Genomic DNA, 21,851 nt, shown 5'->3' on the forward strand with positions numbered 1-21,851 from the left:
GTGTCCATGGCATTGGCAACACGGACGGACCGACGGCCGTCCATGACGCGCACGCTCTGGGACTCGTCCGTCGGCAAGAAGACGATCATGGCCGTGAGCGGTCTGATCATGCTCCTCTACTTGGTCGTCCACATGGTCGGCAACCTGAAGATCTTCTTCGGTTCCGACGAGTTCAACGGCTACGCGCACTGGCTGCGGGTGATGGGCGAGCCGTTCCTGCACCACGAGTGGGCGCTGTGGATCGTCCGTGTCGTGCTGGTCGCCGCGGTGGTCCTGCACGCCGTGTCCGCGTACCAGCTCAGCCGGCGCGACCTCAGGGCGCGCCCCAGCAAGTACGTGCACAGGAAGCCGCGCGCGAGCTATGCCACCAACACGATGCGCTACGGCGGCATCATCATGGCGCTGTTCATCGTCTGGCACATCCTGGACCTGACGACCGGGACCGTGCACTCGGGCGGATTCCAGTCCGGTCACCCTTACCAGAACGTCATCGACACCTTCTCCACCTGGTACGGCAACGTCGTCTACATCGTCGCCATGCTCGCCATGGGGCTGCACGTCCAGCACGGGTTCTGGAGCGCGGCGCAGACCCTCGGCGCCGGCCGCGCGACGCGCGACCGCGTCCTGAAGACCACCGCCAACGTCCTCGCACTGGTGCTGACCGTGGGCTTCGTCTCCGTACCCGTCGCCGTCATGACCGGAGTGGTGAGCTGACATGAACGACTACACGGACTACGCGACCGGGGCCCCCGTCGCCGACACCAAGGCCCCCGAGGGCCCGGTCGCCGAACGCTGGGACACCCGCCGCTTCGAGGCGAAGCTGGTCAACCCGGCCAACCGCCGCAAGCACACCGTCATCGTCGTGGGCACCGGCCTCGCCGGCGGTTCGGCCGGTGCGACGCTGGCCGAACAGGGCTACCACGTCGTCCAGTTCTGCTTCCAGGACTCGCCCCGCCGGGCCCACTCGGTCGCCGCCCAGGGCGGCATCAACGCGGCGAAGAACTACCGCAACGACGGCGACTCCGTCCACCGGCTCTTCTACGACACCGTCAAGGGCGGCGACTTCCGCGCCCGCGAGTCCAACGTCCACCGGCTCGCCCAGATCTCGGTCGAGATCATCGACCAGTGCGTGGCACAGGGCGTCCCCTTCGCCCGCGAGTACGGCGGCCTCCTCGACAACCGCTCCTTCGGCGGCGTCCAGGTCTCCCGCACCTTCTACGCCCGCGGCCAGACGGGGCAGCAGCTGCTCCTCGGCGCCTACCAGGCACTGTCCCGGCAGATCGCCGCGGGCAACGTCGAACTGCACTCCCGCACCGAGATGCTCGACCTGGTCGTCGTCGACGGCAAGGCCCGCGGCATCGTCGCCCGCGACCTGGTCACCGGAAAGATCGACACGTACTTCGCCGACGCCGTCGTGCTGGCCAGCGGCGGATACGGCAACGTCTTCTATCTGTCGACCAACGCCATGAACTCCAACGCCACCGCAGTCTGGCGTGCGCACCGGCGTGGCGCGTACTTCGCCAACCCCTGCTTCACCCAGATCCACCCCACCTGCATCCCGCGCACCGGCGACCACCAGTCCAAGCTGACGCTGATGAGCGAGTCGCTCCGCAACGACGGTCGCATCTGGGTGCCGAAGGCCAAGGGTGACGACCGTCCCGCGAATGAGATCCCCGAGGACGAGCGCGACTACTACCTGGAGCGCATCTACCCCGCCTTCGGCAACCTCGTGCCCCGTGACATCGCCTCCCGCGCCGCGAAGAACGTCTGCGACGAGGGCCGAGGGGTCGGACCGGGCGGCCAGGGCGTCTACCTGGATTTCGCCGAGGCCATCGCGCGGATGGGCCGCGCCAAGGTCGAGGAGAAGTACGGCAACCTCTTCGACATGTACGCGCAGATCACTGCGGAGAACCCGTACGAGACCCCGATGCGGATCTACCCCGCCGTGCACTACACGATGGGCGGACTCTGGGTCGACTACGACCTCCAGACCACGGTCCCGGGCCTGTTCGCGATCGGCGAGGCCAACTTCTCCGACCACGGTGCCAACCGGCTCGGCGCCTCGGCGCTGATGCAGGGGCTCGCCGACGGCTACTTCGTCCTGCCGTCGACCATCAACGACTACCTGGCCCGCAACCCGCACCACGACGAGGTCGACGCCTCCCACCCTGCCGTCGAGGAGGCCGTCGCCGAGACCGAGGACCGGCTCCATCTGCTGCTCGCCGTCGACGGCGACCGCACCCCCGACTCCTTCCACCGGGAGATCGGCGAACTCATGTGGGAGTACTGCGGAATGGCCCGCACCGAGGAGGGGCTGCGCAAGGCACTCGACCGGATCCCGCAGATCCGCGAGGAGTTCTGGCGCCGTATCAAGGTGCCGGGCACCGGCGAGGAGTTCAACCAGTCGCTGGAGAAGGCCAACCGCATCGTCGACTACCTGGAGCTCGCCGAGCTCATGTGCCTCGATGCCCTGCACCGCGCGGAGTCCTGCGGAGGCCACTTCCGCGAGGAGTCGCAGACCCCGGACGGCGAAGCCGCCCGCAGGGACGAGGAGTTCTCGTACGCGGCGGCGTGGGAGTTCAGCGCCACCGGCGAAGCCCCCGTCCTGCACAAGGAAGACCTGGTCTTCGAGTACGTCCACCCCACTCAGCGGAGCTACGCATGAAGCTCAACCTGCGCGTCTGGCGCCAGAAGAACGCCGACGCCCCCGGCGCCATGTCCACCTACCAGGTGGACGGCATCTCGCAGGACATGTCGTTCCTGGAGATGCTCGACACCCTCAACGAGGAGCTCATCCTCGCCGGCGACGACCCCGTCGCCTTCGACCACGACTGCCGCGAGGGCATCTGCGGCGCGTGCAGCCTCGTCATCAACGGCGATGCCCACGGCCCGGAGCGCACCACCACCTGCCAGCTCCACATGCGGTCCTTCGAGGACGGCGACACGATCGACATCGAGCCGTGGCGGGCCTCGGCCTTCCCGGTCGTCAAGGACCTGGTCGTGGACCGCTCGGCCTTCGACCGGATCATCCAGGCCGGCGGCTACATCTCCGCCCCCACCGGCACGGCACCCGACGCGCACGCCACGCCCGTGCCCAAGCCGGACGCCGACTTCGCCTTCGAGCACGCCGAATGCATCGGCTGCGGCGCCTGCGTCGCGGCCTGCCCCAACGGTTCGGCGATGCTCTTCACCTCGGCGAAGGTCAACCACCTGAACGTCCTGCCGCAGGGCGCCCCGGAGCGTGAGACCCGGGTCCTGGACATGGTGGGGCAGATGGACAGCGAGGGCTTCGGCGGCTGCACGCTCACCGGGGAGTGCGCCACGGCCTGCCCGAAGGGCATCCCGCTGCCGTCGATCTCCGCGATGAACAAGGAATGGCTGCGGGCGACCCGCAAGGTCCACCGCTGAGCGCACGGACCGGTTCCCGGTCCCGGAGGCCGCCCGCCTCCGGGACCGGGAAGTCCTGTGTCTGCGGCAGGGTCAGGAGGTCACGGAGAGGTCGTCCCCGTAGACCGTGCCCTGCCCGTACCAGCCGTGCAGATAGACGGTCACCGTGCCGCTCGCCCCGGTGGTGAAGGCCACCGACTGCTTGGCGTAACCGCTCGACGAACCCCAGGTGCTCGCCGAGGCGCCGCCCCGCACACCGAGGTACCCGTAACTCCCCTGCACCCACCCCTGAAGCGTGTACTTGGTGTTGGGTGACAGGGTGAGCGTCTGGGTGCACTCGCCGGTCTGCGAGGAGGTGGCCGCAGCGGCGAGCGCGTGCGTACCGCCGTGCACCGGGGTGGAGACGACCGCGCCGCCGGACTCACAGGTCCAGGGACCGAGCGAGCCGGTCTCGAAGTCGCCGTTCACCAGCGAACCCGTGCCACCGCCGGGGCCGGACACCGTCAGGGTGAAGCTCGCTGCGTGGCTGAGCGTGCCCGACGCACCGGTGACGGAGACCGTGTACGTGCCGGGCGTCGCCGAGGCGGACGCTCTCACGGTCAGCGTCGACGTACCCCCGGCAGTGACCGACGTCGGGCTGAGCGTCGCCGTCACACCGGCCGGCGCCCCACTCGTCGTCAGTGCGACGCTCTTGGCGCTCCCCGAGGTGACCGCGGTCTTCACCGTGGCCGTGGTCGAGCCGCCCGGTGCGACCGTTGCCGAGGACGGCGTGACGGCCACCGAGTAGTCGTCCGTCACCGGACCGGTGCCCCCCGTGGTGAACGGGGCGAACGTGTGGCTGAAGTACCAGGTGTCCTGCGCGATTCCGGAGCATGTGTCGCTCCCGCCGGTGCCGGGGCAGCCGCCGTTGTCGCGCTGGAGCGCCCAGAACGACAGGGTGCTGACGCCTTTGGAGACGGCCCAGTTGTAGACCGCGGTGGCATCGGCCGTGGTGAAGGTCTCGGCCGGGCCGTAGTCGTCGATGCCCGGCATCTCGATGATGCCGGTCATGCCCCAGAGCTGGGTGTCGGTCTTCGACGGGTACAGATCGGCCAGCTGGCCCTTGAGGCCGGTGATCGACGTCTGGGTGTCCTGTGCCATGTTGTGCGAGGCGCCGTCGTAGTAGTCGAACGTCATGAGGTTCACGACGTCGACCTTGGCGCCGTTGGACACCGCGTTCTCCAGCACCGCGAGACCGCTGTCGGCCAGACCGCTCGTGGTGGTGGGCAGGGTGTACGAGATCTGCACCGAGCGCCCGTTGGCGGCCGCCCAGTCCTGGACCTTCTTGATCGCCTTGTTGCGGCGGTCGATCCCGGCGCTGTTCTCCAGGGAGTTGTCCTCGATGTCCATGTCGAGGCGGGACACGTCGTAGGTCGTGATGACCTTCTCGTACGCCGCCGCGATGGAGTCGACGTTCGTACAGCTGTCGGCGATCTCGGTGCCGCCGTTGTCGGCCGAGTAGCCGCCGAACGACGGGATCACATCGCCGCCGCGCGACCGGATGGTGGTGAAGTCGGCGCCGAACTCGGACTGGGCGATGGGGGTGCCCGCATCGCCGTTCCAGTAGGGGGTGCAGGAACCGCGGGCCTCCGTCTGGATGAAGGCCATGGTCAGGTACTTGGCGCCGGACGCCTGGGAGAGCGCGGCCGGGCTGTCGCCGTTCCACGCCTCGAAGTACGGGGCGAAGACGTGTGCGGGCAGGGGAGTGGCGGCGGTTGCGGCGGCCTGTGCGCCGGCGCCTGATCCGAGGACCAGGCCTGCGGACGCGACGACGGCGGCCAAGGCACTCAGGGCGGCGCCGACTCTTCTTGGACGTCTCATGGGGCAGCTCCCAGCGGGGTGGGACAACGGGGGGATCGCACGGGTCTGCCGCGCCCGGTGAGGGGCGCGGTCCGTTCCTGTGATTCCCGGCCGGGGTCACGTGCCGCACGGCGAGGAACGACCGTGAGGCATGCCCATGATTGGTCTGGACCAGCTAACTGTCAACGTTCTTTACTGTTTCATTCCTCATTGCTTGCCCGGGCGCACAACTCATGGGCGTTAACGGGGAGTTGTGGCTATTCGAGGTGGAGTGCCGCCCGTAGGTACGCGGCCGTCCGGCTCTCCTGCGTGTGGGCCACGTCCACCGGCGGCCCGGAGGCCACGATCCGGCCGCCCCGGTCGCCGCCGCCCGGCCCGAGGTCGATCACCCAGTCGGCGCCCGCCACCACGGCCATGTCGTGCTCCACGACCACCACGGTGCTCCCCGCGTCGACCAGTCCGTGCAACTGCCGCATCAGCACCTCGACATCGGCCGGATGCAGCCCCGTCGTCGGCTCGTCGAGCAGGTACAGGGTGTGACCCCGGCGGGCGCGCTGCAGTTCTGCCGCCAGCTTGATCCGCTGCGCCTCGCCGCCGGACAGTTCCGTCGCCGGCTGCCCGAGTCGCAGATAGCCCAGCCCCACGTCGAGCAGCGTGCGCAGGCTGCGCCCGGCGGCGGGCGTATCGGCGAAGAAGCCGGCCGCCGACTCCACCGTCAGATCCAGCACCTGGGCGATGTTCAGCCCCCGCAGGGTGACGTCGAGCGTCTCCGGGTTGTACCGCGCGCCATGGCAGTCCGGGCAGGGCGCGTACGTGCTGGGCAGAAAGAGCAGCTCCACCGAGACGAACCCCTCGCCCTGGCAGGTCTCGCACCGTCCGCCCGCCACGTTGAAGGAGAACCGGCCGGCCCGGTAACCCCGCTCGCGCGCCACGTCGGTGGCGGCGAACAGCTTGCGCACGACATCGAAGAGCCCGGTGTACGTGGCCAGGTTGGAACGGGGGGTACGGCCGATCGGCCGCTGGTCGACCTGGACCAGGCGGTCCACCGCATCCAGCCCCTCCGCCGAGGTGCACCCGGGCGCGGGCCGCTCCGCCGTGGGCCCGTCGTCGTCCGCGGCCTGCCTGTCGGCCAGCACGCCCGCCAGCACCTGACCCACCAGCGTCGACTTGCCGGAGCCGGAGACACCCGTCACGGCCGTGAACACCCCGAGCGGAAAGGCGGCGTCCACGCCGCGCACGTTGTGCCGGTCCACCCCGTGCAGCCGCAGCCACCCGGAGGGCGTGCGTACCTCACGTACGGGAACGGGGGCGTCGTCGAAGAGGAAGCGCCGCGTCGCCGACTCCGCGACATCGGCGAGCCCGGCCGGCGGCCCGCTGTGCAGCACCCGGCCGCCGTGCTCACCGGCCAGCGGCCCCACATCGACCAGCCAGTCCGCCTGCCGCACCACATCCATCTGGTGCTCCACGACGAACACCGTGTTCCCGGCCTTCTTGAGCCGGCCGAGCACCGCGAGCAGCGACTCCGTGTCCGCCGGGTGCAGTCCGGCTGACGGCTCGTCCAGGACGTAGACGACGCCGAAGAGTCCCGACCTCAACTGGGTTGCCAGCCGCAGCCGTTGGAGCTCGCCCGACGAGAGCGTCGGAGCCGTACGGTCCAGACTGAGATAGCCGAGCCCCAGTTCGGTGACCGTCCCGATCCGGGCCAGCAGGTCCTCCGTCAGCACCCGGGCGGTATCGCCCCCGCCCGCAGCCGACAGCACCTCGGCGAGCCCCGTGAGCGGAAGTCCTGCCAGCTCCGCGATCGTACGGCCCGCGAAGGTCACCGCGAGGGCCTCCGGCCGCAGCCGGCTGCCGCCGCAGACCGGGCAGGGTGCACTCGTCAGAAAGCGCTCGGCCTTCGCCCGCAGCGTGCGGCTCCGGGAGTCGGCGAAGGTGTGCATCACATAGCGCCGCGCACTCATGTACGTACCCTGGTAAGGGCGTTGGATGCGGCCTGCATCACGCACCGGATGGACGGTCACCACCGGCTGCTCGTCGGTGAACAGGATCCACTCGCGGTCGGCCGGGTCGAGCTCGCGCCACGGCCGGTCGATGTCGTAGCCGAGGGCGTCCAGTACATCGCGCAGGTTCTTGCCCTGCCATGCCCCCGGCCAGGCGGCGATCGCCCCGGCCCTGATCGACAGCCCCGGGTCGGGGACCAGGAGATCCTCGGATGTTCGGTGGATCCGGCCGAGACCGTGGCACTCCGGGCAGGCCCCGGCGGCGGTGTTCGGCGAGAACGAGTCCGAGTCCAGCCGCTCGGCGCCCTCGGGATACTCCCCGGCCCGGGAGAAGAGCATCCGCAAGGAGTTCGACAGGGTGGTCACCGTACCGACGGACGACCGGGCGCCGGGCGCGGAGCGGCGCTGCTCCAGAGAGACTGCGGGCGGCAGTCCGGTGATCTCGCCGACCTTCGGTGCGCCCACCTGGTGGATGAGCCGCCGGGCGTAGGGCGCGACGGACTCGAAGTAGCGGCGCTGGGCCTCCGCGTAGATCGTCCCGAAGGCCAGCGAGGACTTGCCGGACCCGGAGACGCCCGTGAAGACGGTGAGGGTGTCGCGCGGGATGTCGACCCGGACGTCCTGCAGATTGTGCTCGCGTGCGCCGCGGACCCGGACGTACGGATCGTGGGGGGTGGCCATGGGGGTGGGGCTCCGTACGGTTCGGGGCGGGCTGACCGGGACAAACGGTTTGATTCTAGGCTTCGGTGCGCGGTCGGGGGGCGCCGAGGCCGACGGGTGCCGCGGCTTGCGCCGTGCCGGGTCGTCGAACGCTGTCGCGCCTTGATTTGCTGGGCGCATGAGAGACGACGCCCGGCCGTTGGCCGTATTCGATCTGGACGGCACGCTCGCGGACACCGCCCACCGTCAGCACTTCCTGGAGGGGGCCCGGCGGGACTGGGCCGGCTTCTTCTCCGCCGCGCCCGACGATCCGCCCCTGGCCGAAGGCGTACGGCTCGCTCTGAGCAGCTCCGAGGAGTGCGAGGTCGTCTACCTCACCGGACGCCCGGAGCGCTGCCGCAAGGACACCGTGGCCTGGCTGGCCCGGCAGGGGCTGCCCGAGGGACGGCTCCACATGCGGCGCAACGACGACCGGCGGCCCGCCCGCAGGACCAAGCTGGAGATCCTGAAGCGGATGGGGCGGGACCGCGAGGTGCGGATGCTGGTGGACGACGACGAGCTGGTCTGCGACGCCGCGGAACTGGCGGGATTCACGGTGGTGCGAGCCCGCTGGGCGCAGGCCTCGCCCGCGTTGAAGGATGCTCAGGAGCGCGAGGGGCGCACCTGAGCCGGGGCGGGAGCCGTTACTCCTTGTCGTCGAGCCTGAAGCCCACTTTCAGGCCGACCTGGTAGTGCTCGATTTGGCCATCTTTGATCTGTCCGCGCACCTGGGTGATCTCGAACCAGTCGAGATTGTGCAACGTTTCCGAGGCTCTTGCGATGCCGTTGCGGATGGCCGCATCGACGCCGTCATGGGAGGTTCCTACGATCTCGGTGACGCGATACGTGTGATTCGACACGATGGATCCCCTTTCGTCCCTACCAAGGTGCCCCACCTTGGCGCGGTTCGCGAGAGGTCGCGGAGCGCCGGCCTGCCCTGGGCGGCCCTTGACCAAAGTATTGGTCCATACCAAAATCCAGCCACGCCCGTGCGAGCGCAGCCCGCAGTCCCCCACACCGGGTCCGCAATTTTGTCCTGCCGTTTCGCAGAAGGTGACCCTCGTGAAGAACCGCATGCTTGTCGGAGCCATCGCCCTGATTTCCACCGTCGCGCTCGGCGGGTGCGGAATGATCCCCGGGTCGGACGGTTCGGGCGGCAAGAAGGTCACCATCTGGCTGATGAAGGACAGTGTCACCGCCGACTTCCTGGACCGCTTCAAGAAGTCGTACGAGGGCGAGCACTCCTCGGTCGAACTGGAGTTCAAGATTCAGAGCTGGAGCGGAATCGGACCGAAGGTCCTCGAAGCCCTCAACGGCAAGGACACCCCGGACGTCATCGAGGTCGGAAACACTCAGGTCGCCCAGTACGCGGAGAGCGGCAATCTGCGCGATCTCACCCTGGAGTCGATGCGTGACCTGGGCAGCGAGGACTGGCTGCCCGGCCTCGCCGAGCCGGGCAGTATCGGTGGTGTCCAGTACGGAATCCCGTGGTACGCGGCCAACCGTGTGGTGATCTACAACAAGGACCTGTTCGAGCAGGCAGGAATCAAGACCCCGCCGAAGACGCGCGCACAGTGGATCGAGGACAGCGACAAACTGAACCGCGACGGCAACCAGGGCATGTATCTGCCGGGCCAGAACTGGTACGTACTCGCCGGATTCATCTGGGACGAAGGCGGTGAACTCGCCAGCGACAAGGGCGGCGACTGGCAGGGGGCACTGAGCAGCTCCGCCGCGCTCAAGGGCATGGACTTCTACTCCGAGCTCCAGGCACTCGGCGACGGGCCCAAGGACGCGGACGAGGAAAAGCCCCCGCAGAGCGATGTGTTCGCCAAGGGGAATGTCGCGCAGATCATCTCCACTCCCAGCAGCGCGACACTGATCGAGAAGGCGAATCCCGAACTCAAGGGAAAGCTGGGCTACTTCCCGATACCGGGCAAGACCGCGAAGGCGCCCGGGTCCGTGTTCACCGGCGGATCCGACCTGATCATCCCGCAGAAGGCGGACCAGCGCAGCGCGGGGTACGAGGTCATCAAGGCGCTGGCCGGGGCGAAGTGGCAGGAGGAACTCGCCAAGACCATGAGCTACGTGCCCAACAAGCCCTCCCTGGCCCATGTCATCGAGGGTGAGGAGAGCACCGCCGCGATGGCCACAGCTGCCGCACGGGGCCACGCGACCCCGAACTCTTCGCAGTGGGCGGCCGTCGAGGCCGCCAACCCGATCAAGCCCTTCATGACGGCGGTCCTCCAGGGCGGGGATCCGGCGACCGAGGCGAAGACCGCATCCGAGAAGATCACCGCGCTGCTCGCGGGCAGCTGACCCGGCAGCCGTCGCACGGCCCCGCGGGGAACAACGGGAGGGCAGCGCACCGCGGGATTCAGCCGTCGCACATCCCGGCTCTCCATGCCGGTCACGTCGAATCCAGCCGGTCACGGAAGAAGTAGGAGGGTCCGGTGTCGGAGGGCGACTTCGCCCCCCAGCACCGGACACCCAAGGAGCCGGGCCCCACATCTGTGCGGGGGCCTGGCAGCCGCTCCTGCCGACCCGTCCCCGGAGTCCGTCATGCATGTGCTGCCCACCGCTTCCCCTGCCACTCCCGCCGCCGCCCCGTCCGTTCCGGTGCAGCAGTCCGACCGGACCGTTCCCAACGGACCGCCGCGCTACCAGGTCTCCCTCGCCGTGGACCAGGCGGAGATACGCGCCGCCCAACGGCTGCGCCACCAGGTCTTCGCAGCCGAGTTCGGCGCCCGGCTGGACGGTCCCGAACCCGGCCTGGACAGCGACGCCTTCGACGCGTACTGCGACCACCTCCTGGTCCGGGAGACGGCCACCGGCGAGATCGTTGCCACGTACCGGCTGCTGCCGCCCGAGCGCGCCCGCATCGCCGGACGCCTCTACGCCGAGAGCGAGTTCGACCTGACCCGGCTCGAACCGGTCCGGGACGACCTGGTCGAGGTCGGCCGCTCCTGCGTCCACCCGGCCCACCGTGACGGCGCCGTCATCGCACTCATCTGGGCCGGTCTGGCCCGCTACATGGAGCGCAGCGGGCACAACTGGCTGGCCGGCTGCTGCTCGATCCCCCTGTCCGACGGCGGGGCGGCGGCCGCGCGGGCCTGGGAGACCGTACGGACGAAGCACCTGGCGCCCGAGGAGTACTGGGTCTCTCCGCACCGCCTCTGGCAGCCCCCGGGCGTGCTCCCGGGCGGTCCCGGAGGGCTCTCCTCGCTCCCGCCCCTGCTGCGTGGCTATCTGCGACTCGGTGCGCGGGTCTGCGGCGCGCCCGCCCACGACCCCGAATTCAACGTCGCCGATCTGTACGTCCTGCTCTCGCTGCGCGCCACCGACCCCCGCTACCTGCGCCACTTCCTCTCGCTCGCCCCGCAGCAATGAGCGCCTGGCTGCCCGTCTCGCCCTGCACCCCGCCCGGCTGTGCCACTCACGACGGGCCCGCCCGGCACCCGGTCCCGGCAGCGGCCCTGCTGCTCGCCGGCTGCGCGCTCACCCTCACCGGCGTTCTGTGTGCCCCGCTCGCCCTGCTCCTGGGCAGGGCCCACCGGGAGCGGCTGACCCGGACGTGGGCGCACGGGGTGATCCGCGCGTTCGGGGTACGGATGCGCGTCGTCGGCCGGCCGGACGGGCACCGGGGCGGGCCGGGGGTCCTCGTCGTCGCCAACCACGTGTCCTGGCTGGACATCCCCCTGGTCGCGGCCGTGTGCCCGGGCCGGATGCTGGCCAAGAGCGACATCAGGCAGTGGCCGCTGCTCGGGCCGCTGGCCGCGCTCGGCGGCACCCTGTTCGTCGACCGCGAACGGCTGCGCGCGCTGCCCGCGACCGTGCACGCCCTGGCCTCGGCGATGCGGGGCGGGGCGCGGGTCGTCGTCTTCCCGGAAGGCAGCACATGGTGCGGCCGCGGGCCCGGTGGCCGGTTCCGGCCCGCCGCCTTCCAGGCGGCGATCGACGCCGGAGCCGCGGTCCAGCCCGTCCGCATCCGCTACCTCGAAGCTGCCGCGGGGCGCCAGGACCCCGCGGGAGCCGCCGCCTTCGTCGGCGATGATCCGCTGACCGCCTCGCTGTGGCGGGTGGTGCGGGCGGCCGGACTGACCGCCGAGATCGATGTCCTGCCGCCGATCCCGGCGGGCAGCGTCCACGGCCGGCGCGCACTGGCGGGACTGGCTCAGTCCACTGTTGCCAGCGACAGTGCGAACCGGCCTGCCGAGTCGGTCCACCACTGACTCAACCGAAGCCCTGCCGCGGCGAGTTCATCCCGCACACCGTCCTTGCGGAACTTCGCCGACACCTCCGTCCGAACTTCCTCACCGGCCTCGAACGACACCAGCAGATCGAGTTCCGGAACTTTCACCGTGAGCGCCCGGCGGGCCCGCAGCCGCATCTCGATCCACTCATGCTGCGGGTTCCACCGGGCCACATGCTCGAAGTCCTCCGGCGCGAAGTCCGCGCCCAGCTCCCGGTCGACCACTGACAGGACGTTCCGGTTGAACGCGGCTGTCACCCCGGCCGCGTCGTCGTACGCCGCGACCAGCACCTCCTCGTCCTTCACCAGATCAGTGCCGAGCAGCAGCGTGTCACCGGGGGAGAGGAGCGACCGCACCGACGCGAGGAACGCGGCCCGCTCGTCGGGGAGCAGATTGCCGATGGTGCCGCCGAGGAACGCCACCAGCCGAGGGCCAGGAGTGGCGGGCAGTGACAGCTCAGCGGTGAAGTCGGCGATCAGCGCGTGTACGGACAGTTCCGGCCGCTCCTCCAGCAAGGCCTTCGCCGCGCCGCGCAGCGCGCTCTCGCTCACGTCGACCGGCACGTAACTGTGCAGATCCGGCAGCGCGTCCAGCAGGTGCCGGGTCTTCTCCGAGGAGCCCGAGCCCAGCTCCACGAGCGTCCGGGCGCCGGAGGCGGCGGCGATCTCAGCCGCCCGGTCGACCAGGATCTCCCGCTCCGCGCGTGTCGGGTAGTACTCGGGCAGTCGGGTGATCTCCTCGAACAGCTCACTGCCGCGGGCGTCGTAGAACCACTTGGGCGGCAGCGTCTTGGGGTGCCGGGTCAGACCGTCCAGCACATCGGCGCGCAGCGCCGCGTCCGTCGCGTCCACCGGCAGGGTACGGGTCAGCAGAAAGGGACTCACTGGGTGGGCTCCTTGAGCGGGGTCAGCAGAACATCGGCGCGGGTCGCCGTCAGCAGCGTGCGGTCGGGGACCTCGCGCCAGCGCGGATCGTCGTCGTACGGCTCCGAGGCCACGACCGTGTGCCGGCCGGGTTCGGCCAGATACCAGAGGCTGTCTCCCCAGGCCGTCGCCACGATGGTGCGGCCGTCGGTCAGCAGCAGATTGAGCCGGGAGCCGGGCGCCGCCCCGGCGACCTCCCGCACGGTGGCCGCAACAGCCTCCGGGAGTGCGTCGCCAGCCGCCAGCCGGTGCTGCACGAGGGCCCAGATCAGCGCGGAGTCGCAGCGGGCGGTGAGGCGTAGCAGCTCGGCAGGGGGAAGCGCCGCTGCCAGCGGTGCCACGGATCCGGGCCAGCCCTTCACCGCGCCGTTGTGGCTGAAGAGCACTCCGCCGCCGCTGAAGGGCGCGGCCGCCGCCTCGCCGTCCGGATCCGCCTCGGTGGCGTCCCGGACCGCGGCGAGCAGCGCCTGGCTGCGCACCACTCTGGCCAGATCGGCGAAGGTCTGGTCGCCCCAGACGGGCCCCTGTCGGCGGTACCGTCCCGGCACCGGGTCCCCGTCCGCGTACCAGCCGACACCGAAACCGTCCGCGTTGACGGTCCCGTGCCGCTGCCGGCGCGGTTCCCAGGACTGCCGGACCAGTGAGTGCTCCGGTTGGGTCAGCACCACGCCCAGGCGCACCGGCGGCCCCACATAGGCGATATGGCGGCACATCAGAGATCCCTCGCCGTGCGGAATCCGGAGAAGATCTGGCGCCGCACCGGAAGGTCCCAGTTGCGGAACGTCCCCCGGCAGGCCACCGCGTCCACCGCGAACGAACCGCCGCGCAGCACCTTGTGGTCCGGGCCGAAGAACACCTCCGAGTACTCGCGGTACGGGAACGGTGCGAAGCCCGGATAGGGCAGGAAGTCGCTCGAGGTCCACTCCCACACGTCGCCGATAAGCTGCCCAGCGCCGGACGGCGAGCGCCCCGCGGCGTACGCCCCCGCGGGTGCGGGCCGCAGATGGCGCTGCCCGAGGTTGGCGCGCTCCGCAGTCGGGTCCGCGTCGCCCCACGGATAGCGCCGGGAGCGCCCGGAGGCGGGGTCGTGGCGGGCCGCCTTCTCCCACTCCGCCTCGCTGGGCAGCCTGCGGCCGGCCCAACGGGCGTACGCGTCCGCCTCGTACCAGCTCACGTGCAGCACCGGCTCGTCCGCCGGGACCGGCTCGGTCACTCCGAACCGGCGGCGCAGCCACTGCCCGGCGTCCCGGTGCCAGAACAGCGGCGCCGTCAGCCCGTGCTCACGCACCATGGCCCATCCCGCGCTTGCCCACCAGCGCTGCTCCGTGTAGCCGCCGTCCTCGATGAACGCCCGGTAGGCGCCGCAGGTCACAGGCGCGGTGTCGATGAGGAAGCCGGGGACTTCGCGCCGGTGCGCGGGGCGTTCGTTGTCGAGTGCCCACGGTTCCGTCGACGTTCCCATGGTGAACGGGCCGCCCGGGATCAGGACTTCCGCCGGAAGAGAGGTCGCGTCGGTGGCCCGGGGCGGCTCGGGTGCGCTCAGGGCGGCGGGGCCCGAACGCAACTGATGAGTGATCAGCATGGTTTCGTCGTGCTGTTGTTCATGTTGCGCGATCATTCCGAAGGCGAATCCTGACCGCACCAGCGGGCGGCCGCCCAGTGGCGTTGACTCCAGTACGTCCAGCGCCCGGCCGCGTACTTCCGAGGCGTACGTACGGGCCTCGGCGGGCGCCAGCAGCGGCAGGGAGGGGCGGGTGGCCCGAGGGTGCTCGAAGGCGTCGTAGAGGCCGTCGATCTCAGGGCGCATGGCCTCGCGGCCGGCGACACCGCGCAGCAGCCACAGCTCTTCCTGGTTGCCGATGTGCGCGAGGTCCCAGACCAGGGGCGACATCAACGGTGAGTGCTGAGCGGTGAGTTCGTGATCGTCCACACTGTCGGTGAGCAGCGTGGTGCGCTCGCGGGCGGTGAGCAGCGCGGCGAGCGCGCGCTCACGGAGCACCTCGGGGTCCTGGGCGTCCGGGCTCTGCGGCCCGTACGGCGAGGGTGCGGGGGAGTCGGTCATGAGAGGGTCCCCTTCGGGTGGGCCGAACCGCGGCGCCGGTCCGTCGTGAGCAGTTCCCGCAGGTCGTCGGCCGGACATCGGCCCCGTGCGACATAGCGGTCGCGGAAGCCTGCCACCGCGTCCCGCACAGCCTCCGTGGCACCCATCCGCGGCAGCGCCTCCAAGGCCAGCTCGAAGCAGGTGACCGCCGCCGCCCGCAGCTCCGGATCGGTCAGCCCGTCGCGGGCGGCCCTGACCCAGAGCGGATTGCGCGGCGCGGCCAGGGGGCCCGCCGTCTCGGCCAGGGGTTTGACGGTGCGGTACACGGTTTCGGCGGCCTCCGGGTCGTCGAACAGGGCAGTGGTGACGGCCAGCGGCACGAGCCAGCCGTCGTCACCGGACTGCGCGTCGATCATGCGCAGCTCCAGATGTCCGCGCGGGCGCACCGGCGGGAACAACGTGGTGATGTGGTAGTCGAGATCGGCCCGGTCCGGGCGCCGCGGTTCCCCGCGGCGGATCCAGTCGCGGAAGGTGAGCCCCTCGGGCACGGCCCAGGGCTCCTCGTCGCCCCGGATGCACATGACGGGCGTGTCGAGGACGTAGGCGGCCCAGGCGTCCCGGGGTGGCAGCTGCCCGGCCGGGGCCAGCGTGCGCAGCGGATCCAGGTCGGCCCACAGCGACTGACGCATCGAGCGCCACGGCGTCGGCCTCCCCAGCCGGAACGGCGAGTTGGCGAACGCCGCCACCAGCACCGCACCCAGCAGATGGGCCAGCTGCCAGCGCCGCCCGTACCCGAGCGGTCCCGGCTCCTCCTCTCCGGCGTCCAGGCAGACCTGGACGGACGCGGTCGTGCACATCATGGCCCGGCCCGCCGGGCCCGACCGGTCGAGCGCGAGCTCCATGGCGTCGTATCGGGGCCGGCGCAGCAGCCGGTGCGGTGGATTCCAGGGATCGACGCCGAACCCGGCAGGAGCCAGGTCAAGGCGCCCGAGGGTGTCACGCACGGCGACGAGATCGGCGGCCGTGTCGTTGATGCACGCCATGAGCGATTCGGCGGGGCGCGAGCTGAGTTCCAGCTGGCCGCCGGGCTCGAAGGTGAGCGCCGCGTTCAGGGGCAGCGCCCGGACGGCCGTCGCGGCCGCTTCGAGACGGTGGTGCGGGACAGGAAGGTGGGGCAGATCGCGATCGTGCAGGAGCCATTCGAGCTCGACCCCCACGATGCGGGGCGGTCCTGTCTTGAAGCAGATACAGCGCAGTAAATCCTCCGCCTCGCCCTCGCCGATGGGTGTGGCCTGTCCGGGCGGACCGTGTTCGCCGGGTGTGTCGGATGACATGCCGGGCCTCCTCTTCCGGTGCGTCCGTCCTACCCAAACCCTTGTCGGGAGTTCGCACAAGGGTGCCCCTGTGCGTCGGAAAATCACTTGCGTCCCTACCGTGGGAGCGTTGACGATGCCCCGTATGCACCATAAGGGGGAGGGCCGGTGAGCGCCCGGCTGCGCGGTATCGCGCGAGAGACTGAGACGATCGTCGAGGCGGGTCGCTACCGCACACCGCAGGGGCGGGAGGTCAGCATCGAGCGTGCGCTGACCGCAGCCCTCTCTGGCACCAGGCTGTACGGCCCCGAGCCGGTGCATGTCGCCGCGCTGGACGGAGACCGCACGCCGCGCATCGAGGTCACCGGCGAGAGCAGCCTGCAGGCGGCCGTCCGGATGACCGGCGGGGAACCGGGCAAGGTCGCCGTCCTGAACTACGCCTCCGCGCGCAATCCCGGCGGGGGATACCTCAACGGGGCGCAGGCGCAGGAGGAGGCCCTGTGCCGCGGCTCAGCCCTGTACGCGACGCTGCTGCGGGCCCCCGAGTACTACGCCCACCACCGGGCCGAACGCAGCGCCTTCTACACCGACCGGGTCATCCACTCACCGGGCGTTCCCGTCTTCCGCGACGACCGCGGCCGGCTCCTCGACACCCCGTACACGGCGGGATTCCTCACCTCACCCGCACCCAACGCCGGGGTGATCCGCAGCCGGACCCCGGAGCTGGCGCACCACATCCCTGCCGCCCTTGCCGCGCGCGCCGAACGGGTGCTGGAGGTCGCGGCGGTGCGCGGCTACCGCAGGCTGGTGCTGGGCGCCTGGGGATGCGGCGTGTTCCGCAACGACCCGGCGGAGGTGGCGGGAGCCTTCCGCGCCCTGCTCACCGACGGCGGTCGCTTCGCAGGCCATTTCGAGCAGATCGTCTTCGGGATTCTCGACCGGAATGACGATTCGCCCACCCGGGCCGCCTTCGCCCGTACGTTTGACGGCGAGGGTCAACTCTCACGCTGAGGTTGAGCCATAGGCTTCGACGTCAGCCGGCCCGTCGAGCCTGGGCCGTCCGGGTCCGGCGGGCCCGCCACGACGGCGCGGGCCTGCGGCCGCCGTGGCGGATCGCCGCCGGCCGTCACCGCCAGTCGTAGAGCTCCCGCAGCCGCCCGACGACCAGGTCGAACCTGTCCCGGTCCAGCGCGCACGCCTCACGCCGCATGCCGTCCTCGTGCACCCGCAGCACCCGGTCCAGATCGACCCAGGACGGACGGCCCGAACTGTCCCAGGGGCCCGCTCCCAGCGCCACCCATTCCCGGTCCTGGTCGTGCTGCTTGCTGGACAGCTGTACGGCAAGCAGGGTGCCTGCCCCTTCGCGGGCGACCACGAGGACCGGCCGGTCCTTGCCGCGCCCGTCGTTCTCCTCGAAGGGCACCCAGGTCCAGACGATCTCGCCCGGATCGGGGTCGCCGTCCCGGTCGGGGGCGTACGAGGTACGGACGGGGCCCACGTCGTGCGGGTCGGCCTGGGAGGTGGCGGTGGGACCGGCCTGGCCGGGGAAGGCGGCTGTGCTGTCATTGCGGTCGCTGCGGTGCTGGATGGTCATCGCAACACCGTAGGACCTGCACGGCCCCTCGTGTGGAGCGGGTCCGCCGTACGGGCCGCGGACCGCGATCGGGACGGCCCGCATCCCGCGGGTCCGGACCTCGGCCTGAGGTTCACACCCGGTCCGGGCCCCGGCGCGTCCCCGTGCCGAACGGGTCTGGAAGACTGCCCGACGCCATGAGTCAGTTACCCAAGCAGCCCGCCGAAGGCCCCGTTCCGACCAGCGCCGACGTGGCGCGTCTCGCCGGCGTCTCCCGGGCCACCGTGTCGTACGTACTCAACAACAACTCGGCCGTACGGATCAGCGATCCGACCCGCCGCCGGGTACGGGAGGCCGCCACCGAACTCGGCTACGTGCCCCATGCGGCCGCCCGTAGCCTGCGGGCCGGACACTCACGCATGGTGCTCCTGCCGACCGTGAACCTCCCCTCCGCGCCGCTGCACCACCGCTTCCTGCACGGGCTGGAATCCGGCCTGCGGCGCCTCGACTACACCGTCGTCCAGTACGGCTCGATCGGCCTGGACCCGGACGACGCCGCCCGTGCCTGGGCCGAACTGCGGCCGGTCGCCGTCATCGCGCCGGGGTCGGTCCCCCTGGCCCCGCAGAGCATCGCCGTGCTCCGGCGATCCGGCGCGAAGGCGGTCATCACCCTCGGGCCGCAGCCGGTGCCCGGCGCCCATGCGCTGATCACGGATCAGCGGGAGGTGGGCGCCAGCGCCGTCCGGCATCTGCTGGAGCGCGGCCGGCGCCGGATCGGCGTGGTCATGCCGGCAGAACCAGGTCTCGCCCTGTTCGCCGGCCCCCGGCTGGCCGGTGCCCGGCAGGTCGCCGCGGCCGGCGGGGCCCTGATCGAGGAGCTCCCGCTGCGGTACACGGAGGAATCGGCTGCAGGACTGGCCGCCGGCTGGCGCACGCTCGGTCTGGACGCCGTCTTCGCGTACGACGACAGCTACGCGATGCTGCTGATGCGGGCCCTCCAGGACGCCGGCATCGAGTTGCCCGCGGACACCGCCGTGGTCGGCGCGGACGATTCCATGCTGGGAAGGCTGTTGCGGCCCAGGCTCAGCAGCGTACGGATGGAACTGGCCACGGTGCAGCCGCTTGCCGACCTCGTCGACCGGCTGGTTCAGCACCCCGGGACGGAACCGGAACGTCATGACCTGCTGAGGGCGCGGACCGTCCACCGCGAGTCCAGCTGAACCTGCCGCCAGCGCGGCAACATGCGCGGCGGACGCCCCTTGCTTAGCGTCATGACCATGAGCCATCCGCAGAGTTACGAGATCCTGCTGGTCCCCGCGTTCACCGACGGCAAGGGCACGGCGGACAAGGGAGCAGACACGAAGGATCCCGGTGCCGGGGAATCCGGGTCCACTGAGGCCGGGTCCAGTGACGCCGGGTCCAGTGACGCCGGTTCCGGGGATGCCGGGGTCACGGATGCCGGTTCCGGGGATGCCGGGGTCGAGGATGCCGGTTCCGGGGATGCCGGGGTCGAGGATGCCGGGGTCGAGGATGCCGGGGTCGAGGATCCGGACACGAAGGACTCGGGTGCCCAGGACTCCGGCAGCCGGGCTGTCGGGAGCGTCCGTCCCGGCGCGGCCATCCGCTCGGCGGTCGTGGCCGCCACCGGTGAGACGGGCGAGTCGGGATACCCCCGCTACGCCGGCGACGGCATGGTGGCGGACATCGACCCCGAGACGCACACCGTCGAGGCACTGCTGATCGACGGTTCGGAGCTCGACTACGGGCTCTCGGTCCGCGTCTCGGAGCGGACGGCGGACGGCTGAAGCCGCCCTGCTCCCGGCACCGCAGCAGTCAGGGCCCGGCCGATGACGGCCGGGCCCTGCTGTGGGTGCGGCGTCGGTCCCGCCTACTTCTGTTCCTTCTGCTGGTCCTCGATGGACTTGCGGACCTCGTCCATGTCCAGCTTCCTGGCCTGGCCGATCACGTCCTCCAGGGCCGCCTCTGGCAGCGCGCCCGGCTGAGAGAAGACCGCCACGTTGTCCCGGACGATCATCAGCGTCGGAATGGACCGGATCTCGAAGGCGGCCGCCAGCTCCTGCTGGGCCTCCGTGTCGACCTTGGCGAAGACCAGGTCCTCGTGACGTTCGGACGCCGAGTCGTAGACCGGCGCGAACTGCCGACACGGGCCGCACCAGGAAGCCCAGAAGTCGATCAGGACGAACTCGTTCTCACTGACGACCTGATCGAAGTTTTCCTTGGTGAGCTCTACGGTGCTCATGCTCTGCTACCTCTTCCTGTGCCCGTATCGACGTGTCCCGGGACAACGGTGACCGTGCTTGCGCTATTCCGCCTGCCCATGTGGCCGCCGCGCACACCCATGACAAGAATGGCCCCATGACACATGCTGTGGAGCCTGTCGCGTACGACGTCGTGGTCATCGGTGCTGGTCCGGTGGGTGAGAACGTGGCCGACCGTGCCCGGGCCGCCGGGCTGAGCACCGCGATCGTGGAGTCCGAGCTCATCGGCGGCGAGTGCTCCTACTGGGCCTGCATGCCGAGCAAGGCCCTCCTGCGCCCCGTCGTCGCCCGCGCCGACGCCCGCCGCGTCCCGGGCCTCGCCGCCGCCGTCCAGGGCCCGCTCGACACCGCCGCCGTGCTCGCGCACCGCGACACGTACGCCTCGCACTGGAAGGACGACGGCCAGGCCGCCTGGCTGGAGGGGATCGGAGTCGACATCTACCGGGGCCACGGCCGGCTGGCGGGCCCGAAGGCGGTCACTGTCACGGCGCCCGACGGCACGGAGCGCCGGCTCACGGCCCGGCACGCGGTGGCCGTGTGCACGGGCAGCCGGGCCGTGGTCCCCGACCTTCCGGGCATCGACGGGGTCCGCCCCTGGACCAGCCGGGAGGCGACGAGCGCCAAGGAGGTACCCCGCCGTCTCATCGTCGTGGGCGGGGGAGTGGTCGGCGTGGAGATGGCCACCGTCTGGGGCGCCCTGGGAGCCGAGATCACCATGCTGGTCCGCGGCAAGGGGCTGCTGCCCCGCATGGAGCCGTTCGCCGGTGAGCTCGTCGCCGAAGCGCTGACCGACGCGGAAACGGACATCCGTACGGGCGTCTCGGTCACCTCCGTACAGCGCTCCGCCCCGGACGGACCGGTCACCGTCGCACTCGACAACGGCGAGCGGATCGAAGCGGACGAGATCCTCTTCGCGACCGGCCGCGCCCCGCGCACCGACGACCTGGGCCTGGAGACGGTCGACCTGAAGCCGGGGGGCTGGCTCACCGTCGACGACAGCTGCCGGGTCGAGGGGATCCCGTGGCTCTACGCCGTCGGCGACGTGAACCACCGGGCGCTCCTCACCCACCAGGGCAAGTACCAGGCCCGCATCGCGGGCGCGGCGATCGCCGCCCGTGCCCAGGGCGTCCCGCACCTGGAGACGGACCGCTGGGGTGCGCACGCGGCCACCGCCGATCACGCGGCCGTCCCGCAGGTCGTCTTCACCGACCCGGAGGCCGCCTCGGTCGGCCTCACCCTCGACGAGGCTGAGCAGGCCGGCCACCGCGTCCGGGCCGTCGACCACGACCTCGCGGCGGTGGCCGGCTCCGGCCTGTACGCGGACGGCTACCGGGGCCGCGCCCGCATGATCGTCGACCTGGACCGGGAGATCCTGCTGGGCGTCACCTTCGTGGGCCCGGGCATCGGTGAGCTGCTGCACTCGGCGACGATCGCGGTCGCGGGAGAGGTCCCCCTCGACCGGCTCTGGCACGCGGTCCCCGCTTACCCGACGATCAGCGAGATCTGGCTCCGGCTACTGGAGACGTACCGGGGGGATTAGGGCC

19 protein-coding genes and 1 pseudogene are annotated in these 21,851 nt (G+C 70.9%); 11 read left to right on the top strand and 9 right to left on the bottom strand.

Annotated elements, in window-relative coordinates:
• Positions 1–6 precede the first annotated feature (6 nt).
• From SH922_RS37580 to SH922_RS37590, 3 genes are read left to right on the top strand one after another with little or no spacing between them, the layout of a single operon-like run.
• Positions 7–714, top strand: a complete 708-nt coding sequence (locus tag SH922_RS37580) for a succinate dehydrogenase (protein WP_393063005.1) — start codon at positions 7–9, stop codon at positions 712–714.
• Between the two features lies 1 nt (position 715).
• Positions 716–2,665: a fumarate reductase/succinate dehydrogenase flavoprotein subunit gene (locus tag SH922_RS37585; RefSeq protein WP_393063006.1), complete on the top strand. Its 1,950-nt coding sequence runs from the start codon at positions 716–718 to the stop codon at positions 2,663–2,665.
• Positions 2,662–3,408 (top strand): succinate dehydrogenase/fumarate reductase iron-sulfur subunit, encoded by a 747-nt coding sequence (locus tag SH922_RS37590; RefSeq protein ID WP_350993080.1) that lies wholly within the window; start codon positions 2,662–2,664, stop codon positions 3,406–3,408. The genes SH922_RS37585 and SH922_RS37590 overlap by 4 nt, the downstream gene beginning before the upstream one ends.
• Positions 3,409–3,480: 72 nt before the next feature.
• Here the strand turns inward: SH922_RS37590 and SH922_RS37595 are convergent, their stop codons facing one another.
• Together SH922_RS37595 and SH922_RS37600 are read right to left on the bottom strand one after the other, a co-directional pair.
• Positions 3,481–5,247 (bottom strand): glycosyl hydrolase family 18 protein, encoded by a 1,767-nt coding sequence (locus SH922_RS37595; protein WP_393063007.1) that lies wholly within the window; start codon positions 5,245–5,247, stop codon positions 3,481–3,483.
• Between the two features lie 236 nt (positions 5,248–5,483).
• Positions 5,484–7,907 carry an ABC transporter gene (locus tag SH922_RS37600; protein WP_393063008.1) on the bottom strand — a complete coding sequence of 808 codons (2,424 nt, stop codon included), beginning with the start codon at positions 7,905–7,907 and terminating at the stop codon, positions 5,484–5,486.
• Positions 7,908–8,064: 157 nt separating this feature from the next.
• Between SH922_RS37600 and SH922_RS37605 the strand changes: the two genes are divergently transcribed.
• Entirely contained in the window at positions 8,065–8,553 is a 489-nt protein-coding gene (locus SH922_RS37605; protein ID WP_393063009.1) for a hypothetical protein, read from the top strand.
• A 16-nt stretch (positions 8,554–8,569) separates the two neighbouring features.
• Here SH922_RS37605 and SH922_RS37610 read toward each other — a convergent pair whose 3' ends face one another.
• Positions 8,570–8,785, bottom strand: a complete 216-nt coding sequence (locus SH922_RS37610; protein ID WP_393063010.1) for a dodecin — start codon at positions 8,783–8,785, stop codon at positions 8,570–8,572.
• Positions 8,786–8,987: 202 nt separating this feature from the next.
• On the opposite strand from SH922_RS37610, the gene SH922_RS37615 reads away from it, so the two are divergent.
• The 3 genes from SH922_RS37615 (at position 8,988) to SH922_RS37625 (ending at position 12,157) form a co-directional block, all read left to right on the top strand.
• Entirely contained in the window at positions 8,988–10,244 is a 1,257-nt protein-coding gene (locus SH922_RS37615) for an extracellular solute-binding protein (RefSeq protein WP_393063011.1), read from the top strand.
• Positions 10,245–10,487: 243 nt separating this feature from the next.
• Positions 10,488–11,315 (top strand): GNAT family N-acetyltransferase, encoded by an 828-nt coding sequence (locus SH922_RS37620; protein WP_393063012.1) that lies wholly within the window; start codon positions 10,488–10,490, stop codon positions 11,313–11,315.
• Complete coding sequence (locus SH922_RS37625) at positions 11,312–12,157, top strand: lysophospholipid acyltransferase family protein (protein ID WP_393063013.1); 846 nt, start codon at positions 11,312–11,314, stop codon at positions 12,155–12,157. Before SH922_RS37620 ends, SH922_RS37625 begins: the two co-directional genes overlap by 4 nt.
• On the opposite strand, the gene egtD is transcribed toward SH922_RS37625, so the two are convergent.
• Genes egtD through egtA form a run of 4 tightly spaced genes read right to left on the bottom strand, consistent with a single transcriptional unit; the run spans position 12,100 to position 16,476 of the window.
• The gene (egtD, locus tag SH922_RS37630; RefSeq protein ID WP_393063014.1) at positions 12,100–13,062 is read right to left on the bottom strand and encodes an L-histidine N(alpha)-methyltransferase; all 963 of its coding nucleotides are present in this window, start codon (positions 13,060–13,062) and stop codon (positions 12,100–12,102) included. The genes SH922_RS37625 and egtD overlap by 58 nt on opposite strands.
• Positions 13,059–13,814, bottom strand: coding sequence for an ergothioneine biosynthesis protein EgtC (egtC, locus tag SH922_RS37635; RefSeq protein ID WP_393063015.1), 756 nt, complete (start codon positions 13,812–13,814; stop codon positions 13,059–13,061). Before egtC ends, egtD begins: the two co-directional genes overlap by 4 nt.
• The gene (egtB, locus tag SH922_RS37640; RefSeq protein WP_393063016.1) at positions 13,814–15,163 is read right to left on the bottom strand and encodes an ergothioneine biosynthesis protein EgtB; all 1,350 of its coding nucleotides are present in this window, start codon (positions 15,161–15,163) and stop codon (positions 13,814–13,816) included. Before egtB ends, egtC begins: the two co-directional genes overlap by 1 nt.
• Entirely contained in the window at positions 15,160–16,476 is a 1,317-nt protein-coding gene (gene egtA, locus SH922_RS37645; RefSeq protein WP_393063017.1) for an ergothioneine biosynthesis glutamate--cysteine ligase EgtA, read from the bottom strand. Before egtA ends, egtB begins: the two co-directional genes overlap by 4 nt.
• Positions 16,477–16,623: 147 nt before the next feature.
• Here egtA and SH922_RS37650 point away from each other — a divergent pair, with 147 nt between their 5' ends.
• Positions 16,624–17,466 (top strand): TIGR02452 family protein, encoded by an 843-nt coding sequence (locus SH922_RS37650; protein ID WP_393063018.1) that lies wholly within the window; start codon positions 16,624–16,626, stop codon positions 17,464–17,466.
• A 115-nt stretch (positions 17,467–17,581) separates the two neighbouring features.
• Here SH922_RS37650 and SH922_RS37655 read toward each other — a convergent pair whose 3' ends face one another.
• Positions 17,582–18,049 carry a type II toxin-antitoxin system PemK/MazF family toxin gene (locus SH922_RS37655; protein ID WP_393063019.1) on the bottom strand — a complete coding sequence of 156 codons (468 nt, stop codon included), beginning with the start codon at positions 18,047–18,049 and terminating at the stop codon, positions 17,582–17,584.
• 176 nt (positions 18,050–18,225) lie between these two features.
• On the opposite strand from SH922_RS37655, the gene SH922_RS37660 reads away from it, so the two are divergent.
• Complete coding sequence (locus SH922_RS37660) at positions 18,226–19,248, top strand: LacI family DNA-binding transcriptional regulator (protein ID WP_393063020.1); 1,023 nt, start codon at positions 18,226–18,228, stop codon at positions 19,246–19,248.
• A 387-nt stretch (positions 19,249–19,635) separates the two neighbouring features.
• Positions 19,636–19,833 (top strand): annotated as a pseudogene (locus SH922_RS37665) (hypothetical protein); the annotation flags it as partial.
• 83 nt (positions 19,834–19,916) lie between these two features.
• On the opposite strand, the gene trxA reads toward SH922_RS37665, so the two are convergent.
• A complete protein-coding gene (gene trxA, locus SH922_RS37670; protein ID WP_393063021.1) occupies positions 19,917–20,288 on the bottom strand; it encodes a thioredoxin in 372 nt (123 codons plus the stop codon).
• A gap of 116 nt (positions 20,289–20,404) precedes the next feature.
• Here trxA and SH922_RS37675 point away from each other — a divergent pair, with 116 nt between their 5' ends.
• Positions 20,405–21,847, top strand: coding sequence for a dihydrolipoyl dehydrogenase family protein (locus SH922_RS37675; protein WP_393063022.1), 1,443 nt, complete (start codon positions 20,405–20,407; stop codon positions 21,845–21,847).
• Positions 21,848–21,851 lie beyond the last annotated feature (4 nt).

It is taken from the genome of Streptomyces sp. LN549 (assembly GCF_043203805.1).
GTDB lineage: Bacteria > Actinomycetota > Actinomycetes > Streptomycetales > Streptomycetaceae > Streptomyces.